General features: G+C 64.8%; 10 protein-coding genes. 5 read left to right on the top strand and 5 right to left on the bottom strand.

From position 1 onward, the window contains the following. The coding region (locus tag EN780_RS04535) for a glycosyltransferase family 4 protein (RefSeq protein ID WP_128272359.1) at positions 1–411 on the top strand (411 nt) is incomplete at its 5' end. Here EN780_RS04535 and EN780_RS04530 read toward each other — a convergent pair. Then, positions 397–1,881 (bottom strand): hypothetical protein, encoded by a 1,485-nt coding sequence (locus tag EN780_RS04530; protein ID WP_128272357.1) that lies wholly within the window; start codon positions 1,879–1,881, stop codon positions 397–399. The genes EN780_RS04535 and EN780_RS04530 overlap by 15 nt on opposite strands. 294 nt (positions 1,882–2,175) lie before the next feature. Here EN780_RS04530 and EN780_RS04525 point away from each other — a divergent pair, with 294 nt between their 5' ends. Then, positions 2,176–3,339, top strand: a complete 1,164-nt coding sequence (locus tag EN780_RS04525; RefSeq protein ID WP_245499873.1) for a GNAT family N-acetyltransferase — start codon at positions 2,176–2,178, stop codon at positions 3,337–3,339. Between the two features lie 78 nt (positions 3,340–3,417). Here EN780_RS04525 and EN780_RS04520 read toward each other — a convergent pair whose 3' ends face one another. From EN780_RS04520 to EN780_RS04510, 3 genes are all read right to left on the bottom strand, one after another. Next, complete coding sequence (locus EN780_RS04520; RefSeq protein ID WP_128272356.1) at positions 3,418–4,644, bottom strand: NAD(P)/FAD-dependent oxidoreductase; 1,227 nt, start codon at positions 4,642–4,644, stop codon at positions 3,418–3,420. Further along, positions 4,641–5,351: a WecB/TagA/CpsF family glycosyltransferase gene (locus EN780_RS04515; RefSeq protein ID WP_245499872.1), complete on the bottom strand. Its 711-nt coding sequence runs from the start codon at positions 5,349–5,351 to the stop codon at positions 4,641–4,643. Before EN780_RS04515 ends, EN780_RS04520 begins: the two co-directional genes overlap by 4 nt. 408 nt (positions 5,352–5,759) lie before the next feature. Next, a complete protein-coding gene (locus tag EN780_RS04510; RefSeq protein ID WP_127308869.1) occupies positions 5,760–6,566 on the bottom strand; it encodes a MerR family transcriptional regulator in 807 nt (268 codons plus the stop codon). 182 nt (positions 6,567–6,748) lie between these two features. Here EN780_RS04510 and EN780_RS04505 point away from each other — a divergent pair, with 182 nt between their 5' ends. Both EN780_RS04505 and EN780_RS04500 read left to right on the top strand, forming a co-directional pair. After that, positions 6,749–8,029 (top strand): 4-aminobutyrate--2-oxoglutarate transaminase, encoded by a 1,281-nt coding sequence (locus tag EN780_RS04505; protein ID WP_128272352.1) that lies wholly within the window; start codon positions 6,749–6,751, stop codon positions 8,027–8,029. Between the two features lie 34 nt (positions 8,030–8,063). Beyond that, complete coding sequence (locus tag EN780_RS04500; RefSeq protein WP_128272350.1) at positions 8,064–9,545, top strand: NAD-dependent succinate-semialdehyde dehydrogenase; 1,482 nt, start codon at positions 8,064–8,066, stop codon at positions 9,543–9,545. A gap of 46 nt (positions 9,546–9,591) precedes the next feature. Here EN780_RS04500 and EN780_RS04495 read toward each other — a convergent pair whose 3' ends face one another. Continuing rightward, positions 9,592–14,397, bottom strand: coding sequence for a winged helix-turn-helix domain-containing protein (locus EN780_RS04495; protein ID WP_128272348.1), 4,806 nt, complete (start codon positions 14,395–14,397; stop codon positions 9,592–9,594). Between the two features lie 173 nt (positions 14,398–14,570). Here EN780_RS04495 and EN780_RS04490 point away from each other — a divergent pair, with 173 nt between their 5' ends. Next, positions 14,571–15,425, top strand: coding sequence for a DUF1194 domain-containing protein (locus EN780_RS04490; RefSeq protein ID WP_128272347.1), 855 nt, complete (start codon positions 14,571–14,573; stop codon positions 15,423–15,425). Positions 15,426–15,442 lie beyond the last annotated feature (17 nt).

The following is a 15,442-nucleotide window of genomic DNA, read 5'->3' as shown; positions in this document are numbered from 1 at the left end:
GAGCGGGACGCGCTAGTCGACTTTGCCGGAAGCAGGGGCCTGGCGGACCGGCTGCATCTGGTAGGCGAGGTTCCCACGGCGCGCATTTTCGAATTCCTCGCGGCGGGCGATGCCTATGCGTTTCCATCGACGACCGAGACCTTTGGCCTTGCCTGCGTCGAAGCGGCGATTTCCGGCCTGCCGGTGGTATCGAACGACCTTGAAGTGATGCGCGAGGTGCTGACGGCCGAGGACGGCGAAGCGGCGGCGATCTTCGTCAAGGCCGATGCCGATGGCATGGCCGGGGGCCTTGCGGAGATGCTCGCCAGGCCGGAACTGATGGCCAGGCTCTCCGCGGCGGGACGGCGGCTGAGGGACAAGTACTCGCCGGCGAGGATGTGCGCGGGCTACGAGGCGCTACTGCTTCCCTGAACGCTTTCGCACCGCCGCGATCCCGTCGATCACTTCCAGCCGGCCCGCGCGGTTGAGGGTGTGGATCTTCGGGTATGGCCAATCGCCTTCCGAGTCTATCGGCCGAGGCTGCGAAAGCCGCACCGTCCGCCGGTCGAGGTCCAGCAATTCCGACAGGCCAAGCCCGCCGCCGTAGCCGAGCGTTCCGTCCTGAACCGGAAGCAGGATACGGCCCTCCCGGTTGCGAACGAAAGCTCCGCCTGGGCGTGCCATACGAAGGTCGATCAGGACAGGGTTAATGGGATGCGGGGTCCACGGGCCGGAGAGCGCCGGAGCGCTGAAAACCACCAGCGTGTCGGACGTGCTGCCGTAACCGTCGCGATCGGTCGCGAACAGCCAAAGTTGCCCGCCATGCTCGAGCAGCGTCGCGTCGGAGATCTCGCCTTCGACCAGCACCGTCTCGGCGGTCCAGCGGTCCGGGAAGCCCGTGGCGCGATAAAGGGTGAGCCTGCCGCCGGCGCTGGCCTCGGGAAGCATCCAGACCGCGCCGTCACGCTCGAAGACCTGCGGGTAGGAGAGGTGGTGCGGCTCCTCCAGCACGACCCTCGGCGTTTCGGGTGTGCCGCTCGCATCGAACGGCACGACGGAGATGACGGCCTTGCCGGTCGCATGAGGGTAATCCTCGACGAACAGGAATGACTGCCCTTGCCACTCGAACGGAAAAGGGTCGGCGTAGAAATGGTCGCCCGGATCCGGCAGGACCGACCAGCCGGTTCCGAGCCAGCCTGTGTCCGCCACGCCGGGCGCATCGGTGAAGCGGTAGCCGACGCGCCAATGCGCATGGCGATAACCGACGCGCCTTATGGCCTCCCTGCCGAGCCGCGGCAGCGCGGAGGACAGATAGGCGGTGGCGAAGCCAAACGCCGTCGCGCCCTTTCGGCCCCAGGCGTCAGGCGTTCCTTCGTTCCGGAACGATCCGCTTTCAGCGAAGGCACGGGCGATCGAGACGACCAGCGTGACGGCGCGGGCCAGCACATCCTCGGTGCCCAGCGCCGCCGATTCCCGCTTGTCCACCATCGGCCGAGCCCGGCCCACCACCATCTTGCCGTCGAGGACGGCCTCGATGACCGGCAACCTACCGGCCGCGACCGCCGTCGCCGGCGAGAGGTCGGAGGCCGACCCGTCAAACAGCAGGCCAATCGTCGGGACATCCGACGGCGCCGCGTTGCCGGCGAGGTCCAGTCGCAACGCTGCGGGCCGGCCGCCGGATCGTGCCTCGATCCTGTCCAGCGGAGCGCCGAGGCCGGGCCCTTTCCGTCGAAACAGGCGCTGCTCGAAGGCAAAGGCGAGCTTTGCCGCAGCGGGCAAGGCGGCGGCTTCGGCCTGATGCAGCACGGCCACGTCATGACCGTCGGCCCGAAGCCGCTCGATGACGAGCTCTTGCCATCGGCGAGGGGCAATTTGCGGAACAATCACGTCGATCGAGACCATGTCATTCCCGTTCGCGGTTGTATTGGTGCTCGGGCCGCAGACACTCGAAAAGAAATCACTTGGCTGAAAAAGCTTACCTTGCGGTTACACTTGAAATCCGGATGCGTGATTTGCGGAAAAATAAATCTCGACTGCCTCGGCCCGATCCTGCCGAGCGCCGAATGCATGACAGATTTGCGACCGGCGTCCCAACTCTTGCATATACCAAGTTTCTAACTTTCCTGCGATTTGCCTTGACGCGGAACGCAAGACGTCGTCGATAGATCGGGCCGCAGTCTGCCGGTTCGGATACATATGTTTGAAGTCACTGCCGAGGATTCCTTCGACTTCCGCTCGACGGAATATGCCGAGCTGTTCGCCAGCTCGGCGGCGACAGCTTTTCAGCACCCGATATGGTTGGCGCAGCTCTATGAGCGGATCGTCCGGCAAAGCTCCGCCACACCGCTGATCATCGTGGTGCGCAGCCGGCAGGGCGGCAAGCTCGCCATGGTCCTGCCGCTGGTCAGGCGCCGGTATACGCTGCTTAAAGTCGTGGAATTCGCCGACATGCGCGTTTCCGACTATGTGTCGCCGGTCACCGACGAGGAGACCTTGTCGCGCATCCTGGCGGACAGCCGCGTCGTCGCCTCGATCCGCAGGCTCCTGCGGCCCTATGATCTGCTGCGCATCGGCAAGCTGGCGGATCGCTCGCTCGCCATGGAGCGCTTGTTCGGCATTGAGAAGCGCGAAAGCATGGGCATGAGCGCCTATTCCAGCAAGCTGGAGCCGACATTTTCCGCCTGGCGCGAGCATCAGCTCGACCAGTCCTACCGCAAGGAACTCGACAAGAAATCCCGGCAGCTCGGCCGGTTGGGGGAGGCGCGTTTCAAGTGCGCCGAGACCATCGACACCATCCGGACCACATTCGACGCGCTCAAGGTCTATCGCGGCAAGCGCTTCGACGGCAGCAACGGCCCCGCCGACCTGCTGCAGCAGCCGTCCTATTTCGACTTCTATCTTGCCGTGGCGGCGGAAGGATGTGGCGGTTTCGCGCGCACCTACACATTCTGGATGAACGACAGGGCGATCGCCGGCGCGCTTGGGCTTGCGCATAATGGCTCGCTTCTCGTCATCCTCGGCGGCTTCGACGAAGCCGGCTACAGGAAGCAGTCGATCGGCAGCCTGCTGTTCGAACAGATCGCGCGCGATTGCATCGAGCGCGGCGACCACTCCCTCGACTTCACCATCGGCGACGAGCCCTACAAGCGCATCTTTGGCGGCCGCCCGTCGCCGATGTGGCAGATCTTTCGGGCGGGAAGCCCGCTCGGCTACGCGGCGCATCTGACGGTGGAGAAACTGCCGGCGGCGAAGGCGCTGGCGCGGCGCGTGCTGCACGGCAAGAAGGCCGCGCCCGATCGCGTGATCGCGGCGCCGGTTCCCGTGGACGAGGAGTTCAGTCCCGAGGTTCGAAAAACCTGAAGCGCGTGGCGCCTGGTCGACCATCGGTACAAGCGAGATGGATGTTGGAGCGGCATCCGGTGTGGAGATCAGCCCGCTCTAGGTCGCTGCTTCGAGCCTCGGCCTCTTGAGGCCGCGCAGCCTTGCGGCGAAACCGGGGCTCAGCCTGTTGATCCCATGCATGATGCGGCGGCGGCTGAAGTGGAGATGCCGGCGCGCGCGCCAGCGCAGATCGTTCTCGATGGTCAGGCGGCGGCGGAAATCCGCCAGTTGCAATCCGTGCGCATCCATCGCCAGCTTCGCGGGATCGCCGTAGAAGGCCGCGATTTTCGCGGCCGCCATGCCGGGGGAGGCCAGCCATTGCGGCACATGCGCCTTGCACAGGCGCTCGACGTCGGTGAGCAGACGGCTGACGCCCGTTCCCGCGGCCGGACAGGATGTCTGATAGGCATCGCCGATCAGGACGACGCCGTCCTTCACGCAATTCTCGGCGACGGTGATGTCGGTCAGCCAACTCTCGACCTTATCCATCACCTCGAAATCGCCGAATGCCTTGACCAGCCCCGGCAGCGTGTCGATCAGCGTTTCCTTCGGCTGTTCGCGCAGCGCCTTCACCCAGGGGTCGCGATGATCCCTGAAGACAAACAGATTGGCGCGCGTGACGTCGGCGGCCGGGAACAGGTTGAGATAGTCGATGCCGTCCGAGGTCCGCTCGCCATAGTAGGTGAGCGCGGAATGCCTGAAGGCGCCCGCTCCCGCCGGGCGAAGGTTGAAGCCGAAGGTCAGCGACTGCCGCTGGTGGACGAACCTGCGTTCGATGCCGAGGTCGCGCTTCAGGATGTCGCCCATACCGGTGGCCAGCACGAGCAGCCTGGCGGTGACGTCGCCCTGTCCCAGGATCGACACGCGCTGGCGCTCGGCGCCTGCCTCCAGAGCGTTGACCCGGCCGGCGATGAAGCGGACGTTGTCGGGCAGTGCCGCCCGCATGGCGTTGACAAGATCGTCGTAGAAGATGCCGTAGTGGCGCGCGTGCGTGCGGTCGAGAAGGCGCCCCTTGCGGATGTTGACGATCTCATCGAATGCGACGGCCGCGCCGGCGAGCCTGTCGAGCAAGCCGATCCGGCGCAACTTTTCGATCTGGTCGCCGGCGATCTTCTCGACGCGGAATTCCCGGGGGAAGACGGCATAGCGATCGATCAGCGTGACCTGATAGCCGGCGCGGCCGAGCACGTTGGCCGCAAGCGTGCCGGACAGCCCGCCGCCGACGATGACGATCTCCGTATCGATGCCCGCCGGCAGCGGAGGGCGGGACTGATCGGCGGTCATTTGGAATACCTCAAGATGGCGTAGATGGCCTGGGGGCTGGTTGTGAAATAGCGCCAGAAAAGCCGGCGCGGCTCCATCAGTACGCGCCACAGCCATTCGAAGCCGGCCTTCTGCACCCAGAGCGGCGCCCGCCGCACTTTGCCGGCAAGATGGTCGAAAAGCCCGCCCGACGTCTTGATGACGCCGACATTCGAAAGCCGCGAGGCAAAGTCGCGCACGAAGATCTGCTCGCGCGGAACGCCGAGGCCGAGCCACAATATGTCGGGCGCAAGCGCGTTGATCTCGTCGAGCTTCTTCTCAAGCGCTTCGCCGGCGAGGTAGCCGTGGCAATTGCCGACGATGCGCAGGCCGGGATATCTGGCCCTCATTCCGGCGACGGCGCTGCGGTTCTCGGCCTCCGTCGAGCCGAGCAGGTAGAATGTAGTGCCCTCGCGCTCGGCGAGCCTGGCCACATCGTGAAAAAGGTCGGTCGTGGCGACGCGTTCCGGCAATTGCACCCTGCACAACAGGCGCGAGGCGAAAACAAGCGGCTGACCGTCGGCGAAGATCTGGTCGGCTTCGCGAAAGAGTCCGGCGGTTTCCGCATTGACGCGCGTCTGGGCGATGACGTCCCCATTGGCAGAGGTGAAATAATAGGGGCGGCTGCCGGAAAGGTGTCCCCGCGCCGCCGCGACCATCAGATGGGCCGCGTCCTGCCTGTCGATCACAGTGATCGGCAGCCCGCCGATCAAAACGGTCGGAAAGGTCGAAAGGCCTTCCGGAAGGGATGCTGCTTCCCGCCGCGCGGCGGCCGCCCCACCCGCACCGGACGCAGACCCCTCAAAATCTCCCTGTGACTGTTCCATTGCCCTGCGCATTCGAGAAGTATTCCACCTTCTAATATTCTAGGTAAAACCCGCAGAAAGTTAAGCAATTCGTTAATCGTTAGTTAACTCGTCAATTTTTACTAAAACTATCTGCAACGACCGGATTCTTTGTTTCATCCAATGCGTGTATCGAGGTGGTGTGAGTGGGCAAAAACTCGCCGCCGGGTCGATCTCCGGGGTGAGGTGGCGGTGCCCCAAGTCCTGCCGTTTTTCAGGACTCCGGGCGGCCGATGGGACGACCCGTCACGGTCAGAAGGTCGGCGGGGTGTTGATCCAGAGCAGGACGGTTTCGCCGTCGTGGCGATTGCGCCAGGAGTGGTAGCGGCGGCTCTCGAAATACAAGGAATCGCCCGGGCCGAGATCGAAGAACTGGTCGGCATCGAGCACCAGTTCCAGGCGTCCGGACAGCACGTGCATGAATTCCTCGCCTTCGTGGCGGTAGGCGCCTTCGCTGGCGGCCCCCGGCGCCAGGACGAAACGGTGGCAGTCCATCATCGTGCGGCCCTCGGCGAGAAGCTGCACCGTCACGCCCGGCGTGGTTTCCGGCCATGTGCGCCAGGCGCCGGCGCGCACGAGCGCCGGCACGTCGTCCCGCTCCTCGCCGGAAAGGCGTGAAACGGTGGTGCCGTAATACTGCGCCAGGTCGTGCAGGGTCTTGAAGCTGACGCCCTGGGATGTCCGCTCCAGCGTGGAGAGGGTGGAGGCGGCAATGCCGATATCGGCGGCAATCTGGTCCAGCGTCTTGCCGGCGCCGTGGCGAAGGCTGCGCAGCCTGCGGCCGAGGTCGGACGCATCCGTGGCGTCGGGACTGTCGGACGGGGCCTCGCTTTCCAGCGCCTCGCGGATGGCCGCCGGGTTGAGGCCGCGCTCGGTCCGATACCAGGCGATCTTCTGCAGCCGCGCCACATCCTCGGCGCTGTATTGCCGGTGGCCGGTCTCCGACCGTCCCGGCACCACGAGCCCCTGGCTTTCCCAGAGGCGCAGCGTCGAGGCAGAGACGCCGGCCGATTTCGCCGCCTCCGCCACCTTGTAGCGTACCGGCGTGGCATTGCTCATGAGCCGAATGTTCCCGGTTGGTTTGTCTCTCAGCCCTGTTCAGGACCATCGCCGAAAACGGCGGCGGTTTGAAGCCGAAAACACCGCTTGCATTCTTGCAGAAAAAATGTAGGAAGTTTGTATATGGCTTGCAGAAATTATGCAAGATATCAAAATCCCTCCCCAGAGCGCAGGAGCGCATGATGGCCGCGACCACCCTCACTGACCGCAAGAATGCAGCGATTTCCCGCGGCGTCGGCATGACCACGCAGATCTATGCCGAGCGTGCCGAGAACGCTGAAATCTGGGACAAGGAGGGCCGCCGCTACATCGATTTCGCCGCGGGCATCGCCGTGCTCAACACCGGCCATCGCCATCCGCGCGTGATCGCGGCGGTGAAGGATCAGCTCGATCATTTCACCCACACCTGCCACCAGGTCGTTCCCTATGAAAGCTATGTGCGCCTGGCCGAGCGGCTCAACGCGCTGACGCCGGGCGATTTCGCCAAGAAGACGATCTTCGTCACGACCGGCGCCGAAGCTGTCGAGAACGCTGTCAAGATCGCTCGCGCCGCGACCGGCCGCTCCGCCGTCATCGCCTTCGGTGGTGGCTTCCATGGCCGCACCTTCATGGGCATGGCGCTGACCGGCAAGGTCGTGCCCTACAAGGTCGGCTTCGGCGCGATGCCGGGCGATGTCTTCCACGTGCCGTTTCCGATCGATCTCCATGGCGTGACCCCCGACCAGTCGCTGGCGGCGCTGAAGAAACTGTTTGCCGCCGATGTCGATCCGCAGCGCGTCGCCGCGATCATCATCGAGCCGGTGCAGGGCGAGGGCGGCTTCTATCCGGCTCCGGCGTCGCTGATGAAAGCGCTGCGCGAACTGTGCGACCAGCACGGCATCCTGCTGATTGCCGATGAGGTGCAGACTGGCTTTGCCCGCACCGGCAAGATGTTTGCGATGGATCATCATGCCGTGGCGCCCGACCTGGTGACCATGGCCAAGAGCCTCGCCGGCGGCTTTCCGCTTGCCGCCGTAACCGGCCGAGCGGAAATCATGGACGCGCCGGGACCGGGCGGGCTCGGCGGCACCTATGGCGGCAGCCCGATCGGCGTCGCGGCCGCCCATGCCGTGCTCGACGTCATCGAGGACGAGGATCTCTGCGGCCGCGCCAACCAGCTCGGCAACCGGCTCAAGCAGCGCCTGGAATCGCTGCGCGAGAAGGCGCCGCAGATCGTCGATATCCGCGGTCCGGGCTTCATGAACGCGGTCGAGTTCAACGACAGGACGACGAAGCTGCCGAGCGCCGAGTTCGCCAACAAGGTGCGGCTGATCGCGCTCGATAAGGGCCTGATCCTGCTGACCTGCGGCGTGCATGGCAACGTCATCCGCTTCCTCGCCCCGATCACCATCCAGGACAGCGTCTTCGGCGAGGCGCTCGACATTCTGGAGAGCGCGATCCTCGAAGCAAGCGCCGGCAACTAGCCGGAGCCCCCGTCCATTTTCCGGAGCAGATCACATGGCCTTCACGACCGCGTTGACCAAGCATGTTTCCTTCTCGTCGCGCTTCCTGCGCGACACCGGCTACATCGACGGCGTCTGGACCGCGGGCGGCGCGACCCGGACCTTCGACGTGCTGAACCCGGCAACCGGCGAGGTGCTGGCGTCGCTGCCCGACATGGGTGCCACCGAGACGCGGGATGCGATCACCGCCGCCCATGCCGCGCAGCCGGCCTGGGCGGCGCGCCCCGCCAAGGAGCGCGCCGCGATCTTGCGCAAATGGCACGATCTGATGGTCGCCAACGCCGATGAACTGGCGGCCATCCTGACCGCCGAAATGGGCAAGCCCTTCGCCGAGGCGCGCGGCGAGATCCTCTACGCCGCCGCCTACGTCGAGTGGTATGCCGAGGAGGCCAAGCGCATCTATGGCGAGACGATCCCGGCGCCGTCGAACGACAAGCGCATGATGGTCATCAAGCAGCCTGTCGGCGTCGTCGGCACGATCACGCCGTGGAACTTTCCCGCCGCGATGATCGCCCGCAAGGTCGCGCCGGCGCTCGCCGTCGGCTGCACGGTCGTCTCGAAGCCCGCCGAGCAGACGCCGCTTTCGGCGCTGGCGCTGGCCGTCCTTGCCGAGCAGGCCGGCGTGCCGGCGGGCGTCTTCAACATCATCGTCGGCGAAGACGGTCCGGCCATCGGCAAGGAATTGTGCGGTAACGACAAGGTGCGCAAGATCAGCTTCACCGGCTCGACCGAGGTCGGCCGCATCCTGATGCGCCAGTGCGCCGACCAGATCAAGAAGGTCAGCCTCGAGCTCGGCGGCAACGCGCCGTTCATCGTCTTCGACGACGCCGATCTCGACGCTGCGGTCGAAGGCGCGCTCGCCTCCAAGTACCGCAATGCCGGCCAGACCTGCGTCTGCGCCAACCGCCTCTACGTCCAGTCCGGCGTCTATGACGCCTTCGCCGCCAGGCTCGCGGCAAAGGTGGCGGCGATGCCGGTCGGCGACGGCTTCGAGGCAGGCGTGATGGTCGGCCCGCTGATCGACGACAAGGGCCTGGCGAAGGTCGAGAGCCATGTCGAGGACGCGGTATCGAAGGGTGCCAAGGTGCTGACCGGCGGCAAGCGCATCAAAGGCGCCGGCACATTCTTCTCGCCGACGGTGCTGACGGGCGTCACAAGCGGCATGCAGGTGGCGCGCGAGGAGACCTTCGGCCCGGTCGCGCCGCTCTTCCGTTTCGACACCGTCGAGGACGTGATCGCGCAGGCGAACGACACCGAATTCGGACTTGCGGCGTATTTCTTCGCCGGCGACCTGAAGAAGGTCTGGCGGGTGGCCGAGGCGCTGGAATACGGCATGGTCGGGATCAACACCGGCCTGATATCCAGCGAAGCGGCGCCGTTCGGCGGCATCAAGCAGTCCGGCCTCGGCCGCGAGGGCTCCCGCCACGGCGCGGACGACTATCTGGAAATCAAATATCTCTGCATCGGCAATCTGTAGGCAGCTACTCTCGACTCAAGCGGCAACATCTGGCCCGTTGCCGACATCAGCCCGGACAGGTGCCGGTTGCAGGGTCCGCAGGCAGGAAGAAGCTTCGCCGCTCGCAAGCGGTGAGCTCGCGGGGCACGGTGCGCCGCGCGAAGTCGATGAGGTCCCTGGGTGTCTTGAAGACGCGAACGATGCGGATACTTTCTTTGCCGGAAACAATTGCGACATGAGTGCCGTCGGCGCTGAAAGCTGCGCGTGTAAGGCCGAGTCGAACGCTTGCTTCGTCCTGGCTGCCAAGGACTGCAAGCTGGCGCCCCGATTGCGTCGCCCATAACCGGACCGTTCGATCTTCGGTCGACGCGGTCACGATGTACAAGCCATTCGGACTGAACTCAGCGCTGTTCACCGCGCCGCTGTGGCCCCTGAGAACGGCCCTTTCCAGACCGCCGGCGACGCTCCAGATCCGCACGGTTCCATCGCGCGAGGCGGTCAGCAGCGACTGACCGTCGGGGCTGAAGGCGACCGCCGTAACCGCACCGGTATGTCCCTCCAGCGTTCCGACGGTCGCTCCGTCGGTGGTTGACCAAATTCGGGCCGTGTGGTCGCGTGAGCCCGTGGCGACCATTTGACCGTCCGGGCTGAAGGCCGCTGCCGTGACGCGATCCTGATGCCCCACAAGTGCCCTGAGCTCAGCTCCGTCCGGCTTGAGGATGTGGCCCGCATTGTCTTCCCGGGCCGCAAGGATCAGATTTCCGTCAGGGCTGAGAATGGCCTGCGGCAGATTGCTGCTTGTATTGATGACGGCCAGCTCGGTACCGGTCGTCGCGTCCCACAGTTGCGCGGTACCGTGGATCGATGCGGATAGAAGCGATTTGCCATCGCGACCAAACTGGATCTGGATCAGGCCGCCATCCGATCGGAACTGACCGGTCTCGTATCCCCTGGCCACATCCCAAACACGGACCTGCCCCCCAAGAGATGCCGTCGCGACACGCCTGCCATCCGGACTGAACGTCGCGCTTTGAACCATCTCATGTGTATCGAGCCGGACTATTTCGCGCCCGCTCGTAACATCCCATAGATGCGCAGCGCTGTCGCCGCCACCGGTCAGCAGGTGGACGTTGTCGGGACTGAAGACGGCGAAAGTCGGCCGGTATTCATGAGAAAGCATGGTCGTCACGGCGCCGTCGACATCCCACAGCCGAGCGGTCCCATCGTGTGAAGCAGTGAGAAGAATGTTGCTGTCGACCGGGCTGAATTCCAGATGTTCGACCAAGGATTCATGTCCGGCGATCGTCGCCACCAACGAGGCGCGGTCAACGTCCCAGATGCGGATCGGCCCATTGACGGAAGCGGTCGCCAGGAAGCGGTCGTCCGGGCTGAAAGCACCGTTCATCTCCTCATCGCGTTCATCGGTGCCGATGTCTGAATACTTCAATTCCGAAACCTCCTGGCCGAGCACGCCATCCAGCGTGCCTGACGCTCCATCCCAAATCCGGGCAGTGCCATCGACGGATATCGTGGCGATCCGCTGACCCCCGTGACTGAAAATCACGCCGTTCAGTTGCGTATCGCTCTTGCTGCCGGCCAACTTTGCGATCTCCGTTCCTTTCGACACATCGAAAAGGCTGGAAGTGTCGCGGTGCGAATGCCAACCCCACGGACCGGCCAGCATCCGGCTTCCGTCCGGGCTGAACGCCAGGCTGTAGGGCCAGTAGTTCCCTCGGATTGTCCCCGTCAGCACGCCATCTGCGGTATTCCAGATCGAAACAAGATGTTTGCCCGCCGCCGCGAAGCTGCGGCCGTCTGAAGTGAAAGCAGCACGCCCATATCCGTCGCTGTCTACACTCAGGAGTTTCTTTCCGGTCCGAGCGTCCCAGAGCATTGCATCGCTGTCCTCCCCCGTGGTCAGCACCCGGGTCCCATCCGGGCTGAAGATTGCCGTTGGATAGTTGCCTACCGGCCGCAGGATGAAGAGCTGTTCTCCCGAGACGGCGTCCCAGAGACGTGCAGTGCTGTCCCTCGCAGCCGTCAGGATACGGCTCCCGTCCGGGCTGAATTCAGCCCTCTCCAAGGCCTCCTCATGACCTTTCAGAACTGCGGTTTCGGCGCCGCTGGAGATGTCCCAGACGGCTGCAGTCTTGTCATAGGATGCGGTGACGATGCGATCGCCGGTCGGATTGAATGCCGCATCCGCCACACCGGCGCCAGGCCGGAAGATCTTGATCTGGTGGTGCGCCAGCAGAGCCTTGTAGAGCGCTGCTTCCGCCTCGAAGAGATATGGCCGCTCGGATTGGTCTTTCGAGGGCAGTGCTTCAAGCGCCAACAGGATCGCAGCCTCGGTGTTGCCTGCCGCTGTGGACTGCTCCGAAAGAAACGAGAGCGAAAGGAACTGATTGCGCATCGCCTGGTCGCGTTGGCCCCTTGCGTCCTCGCGCGCTTTGAAGGCGACCAGCGCGCCTGCGCCCGCCATGAGAGCGAGCATTATCGCCACGATCGCGGCATTGCGCGTACGTCGGGCAAGCCGGTTTGCCGCGGCAGCCGCGAGGTTCCGGCGCTCGGCTTCGCGCTCCAGGCGCTCGCGTTTTGCCTCTTCCGCGGCCTCGATCAGCGCCAGCTCCGCGTGCCGGTCTTTCTCCTCCTTGTGCCGATGGGCACGCAAGGACTCTTCGATGTACTCAAGGACGGCATCGTCGACCTCCTCCCGTCGTGACAGCATCAGCTCTTCGCCCTCGGCGAGACGTTTGCCGGACGGAAGGAGAAGCTCTCTATTCCTGTTCTCCAGGTGCCAACGGTGAGCGTCGGCCCTGAGGCGGTCGCGTGTCTCGAGGAAGTTCCGGTTTGCGTTCACAATGTCACCGGCGCGCGGCCAACGGCTCAGCAGTGCTTCATGTGCTACGCGGACGACGACATGGCCTGCGGCGTCCTCATCGCTGACGAGAAGCCGTGCGTCGATCAGGGCCCTGACGAGGGCCGATCGCGCGGGAGTGCCTGCAACTTCGGTGAGCAGGGCAGGACGCGCCGTCACCGTTTCATCGCCCGGATTTGCCGTGGTGAGGGCGCCCAGCACCGCGGGCAAGGCCTCCTGGATCTTGGGCGCCAGCAGATCCACGACTTCATCGGCGCGGCGCGCGATTGCGCCTTCGAGCCCGCCGAGCGCGCGATAATGCGCAAAGGTGAGGAGCCGGCGCTCGCGACCGGCCTCGTACAACGCGTCGAGCACAAACTCGAGAAGCGGCAATGATCCGGGATCGGCAGCGGCTGCCTCCTGCAGCACATCATCGAGCCGCCCCAACTCGGCATTCTGCTCGAAGCGGAGCCCGGCAACGCCCGCGGGCTCGCGGATGATCTGCGCGATCTCCGGGCCGGTCGGCGGCAGGAGTTCGTAGCTGGCGAGACCGTCCTTGAGCGCCGAGAAGCCCGGCACCCCGCCGCAGCGGTGAAAGAAGTCCGAACGGATCGCCGCGATCACCCAGACCAGTCCGCTCGCGGCCAGCACCGCCATGAACCGCACAAGGGCCTCGCGCGTCGCCGGTTGCTTCTGCGTGGTGAACAGCTCCTCGAGCTGATCGATGGCAACCAGCAATCTGATCTGCGAGCGGGCCGATCCGGCGGCCTTGCCAAGTGCCTGCCGGATCATCGCCAGCGCCCGATCCGGAGCGTTCCTGCAGAGCAGCGCCAGCTCCGCGGCTGTTACTTCGCGAGACAGTTCCGGCACAGCAGCTTCGCCAAGCAGTGCCGCAGCCAGCACAGCGAACGCATCCGGCCCTTCTGAGAGGCGGATCAGGCAGCGGCGCCACAGGGATATGCCCGCCACGGCCCCAGGCCGCGTCAAAGACGGCATCAGGCCGGCGCGCAGCAGGGAAGACTTGCCGCAACCGCTCATCCCGTAAATGAGCAGGAATGCCGTGCCGCTGGCTGCCTGCTGCTCCAATCTTGCGGTGCAGGCAGCAATCGCCCGCGCCCGGCCGAAGAACAGGTCGGCATCTTCGAATTCGAAGGCATCGAGGCCGCGAAATGGCGACTTGACCGGTTCCTCCGAAGCAAGTGGTACGCGGTAGATGCGCAAGGCGCGCGCGACGCTCTTCAGCTTGTGCTCGCCGAGATCGACGAATCCCAGCGAGAGCCGGTCTTGCGCCTGGGCGTGGACCGCTTCGGTGACGCAAATCCCACCCGGTCGTGACAGAATTTGCAGATGCGCGGCGACATCGACGGCCTCGCCCGCGAGGTGGTCGCCCTCGGCGACGACATAACCCAGGTGGACGCCGATGCGGAAGCGCAGGCGCTTTGTCTCGGGAACTTCGCAGCCCCGCCTGTCGACCTCATGCTGGATCTCGCTCGCACACCGCATCGCTTCGACAGGGCCGGCAAACTCGGCGACCAGGCTCCCTTCGCCGTTCCAGAACGCTCGACCCGCATGTTGGACCAGCCGCCGATCGATGATCTGCCGGTACTCCCGGAGAGATGCGGCGGAAATCCGCTTGACTGTCGGCCGGCTCTCGGAGGCCAATTCGGCTGCCAGGATGGTCGCCATCCTCGGTCCGGCATTTGCGGGAAGGACCAGCCTGTAGCCGCGCCTCGGCACTGTCTGCACGACGGTCTGCCGGCTGTCGTTGAGCGCCGCACGGATCTCATGAATGCATTGCACCAGGCTGTCGTCGGTGACAGCTATCCCGTTCCAGACCGCCCTCATCAGGTCGTCTTTGGTGACGACGCGATCCGCGTTCGCCAGAAGGTGACGAAGCACCGCAAAGGTCTGCTGGCGAAGTGCGATCGTCCTGTTGGACTTGTCGCGCAAGGTCTCGCTGCTCACGTCGGCGGTAATGCCGTTGAGTACGAACGTCGTGGGCGGCGAGCTATCCAAGCCGGTTTCCTCACGCAGGAGGCCGCAGTCCAATGCTTCGATATTAGCACGGACTGCGAAGCGTCATCACCATCCGACGGGCGCGGAGCGCAGATTTCGGCGAATGATCGGAAGCTGTTCGTGACGCGCGGGACGCCTCGGACCGACAATTGCATGTCAGCGAGAGGCTCGCCATGGACGACCTGGTGCGGATTGCTCGATGTGCGGGTGCAAGACCGGTGCTGCGGCTCACGGCCGTCTGCCTGCTGTTCTTCGCGATGGCGTCGCAGGCTCACGCGACCGACCGTCCCGCTGACCAGCTGGCCGAAGTCGATCTGCAATTGATCCTGGCCGTGGACGTTTCGCCCTCGATGAGCAACGTTGAGCAACGAGTGCAACGCGACGGCTACGTCAGCGCCTTCCGCCACGCGGACATCGCGACCGCCATCAAGTCGGGAGAGCGGGGCAGAATTGCAGTGCTTTATCTGGAGTGGGCAGGGCCAAACCAGCAAACAGTCATCATGCCGTGGACAATTGTTGAAGGCCGCGAGGACGCCCTGATCCTGGCAGACAGGCTCGCGGCGCTGCCGTTGACCGAAGGTCGCGGAACGTCGATCTCCGGCGCATTGTGGGCGGCGCATGATCTGTTCGCGAAGAGTGGCTTGCGAAGCCCGCGCAGGGTTGTTGACGTATCCGGCGATGGACCCAACAATGCCGGAGCGCCGCTTGATCCCGTCCGGCAGGTTCTTCTGGCGGAAGGCGTGACGATCAACGGGTTGCCGATCGCACTGCCCCGCATTGGCTGGGCCGGCGGGTTTGCGATCTACGACCGTTCCTACCTGCAATCCTATTTCGAACGCTGCGTCATTGGCGGACCAGACGCATTTGCGATCGGCGTCACCGAGGCCACCATGTTCGCCACCGCAGTTCGGCTAAAGCTGGTGCGTGAAATCTCCATGAACATGGGTCAGGTGATCCACGCCGCCTACACGACGCGTTCCGATCGCACAGCCGACTGCAACATGATCGCTCAGTCGCCGGGCCGGTAAGTTCGGCAATGGGGACC

This window comes from Mesorhizobium sp. M4B.F.Ca.ET.089.01.1.1, from assembly GCF_004022605.1.
GTDB classification, from domain to species: domain Bacteria; phylum Pseudomonadota; class Alphaproteobacteria; order Rhizobiales; family Rhizobiaceae; genus Mesorhizobium; species Mesorhizobium abyssinicae.
This window is presented reverse-complemented; position numbering and strand designations above follow the sequence as displayed.